The organism is Arundinibacter roseus (genome assembly GCF_004348825.1).
GTDB classification, from domain to species: Bacteria; Bacteroidota; Bacteroidia; order Cytophagales; family Spirosomataceae; genus Arundinibacter; species Arundinibacter roseus.
In genome coordinates, this window is record NZ_SMJU01000040.1 from 1 (window position 1) to 664 (window position 664).

At 31.6% G+C, this 664-nt stretch carries 1 protein-coding gene; it reads right to left on the reverse strand.

Annotated features, from left to right (window positions below):
* Positions 1-174 precede the first annotated feature (174 nt).
* Positions 175-664: helix-turn-helix domain-containing protein (locus EZE20_RS24235; protein ID WP_199879951.1), on the reverse strand; the 490-nt coding region annotated here is incomplete at its 5' end.

Consider the following 664-nt stretch of genomic DNA (forward strand, 5'->3'; position numbering starts at 1 on the left):
AATAATCTTTTGCAAATCCTAAATACCCTAAGTCTAAATATACGTCCAAATTCTTAAACCAATTAAGTAATGGAGATAACTCTTCTTTTAAAATTGTATAATCATGTGTTTTTCCAGCCCAGTATTTACTCAAAAAAAGAATATTTTTTGATAAACCTGTAATTACCATATTTTTTATTGTATGTCTTTTTTTTTGCCGGAATAGTTTGCCTTTTGATCATACTCATTTATTGGTCTTTGAATAGGAATTTCAGTAGCATCAATCATCACAGCACTATGCTCTTTAAAATACTTTTCAAATTCTTCGATTGTGTCAAATGAACGTGCAGGTGCATAGCCATTATTATAAAGTGCTGATTGCAAAATACTTACACCCAATACCTTGTTGCGGTTTGCTGTCGATCCATCCATCCCTGTTACCAAGCCAAGGAGATCAAACGTCAATCCACATTTTAAACTAAAAAGAGTAAAAAATAGTAGATCCTCAATTGAAGTAATGACTGTATCCATAGGACTCTGTGCTTGTCTTTCTGGAAGTGTACAACCAAAAGTATTTTGATATGAAGAATCAAATAATTTTAACAACTTAATATATCTTTCCTTATTAAGTCCGGTTGCAGAACGCCATTGACGCTCATTTTTTAGATCATTTATCGATATTTTC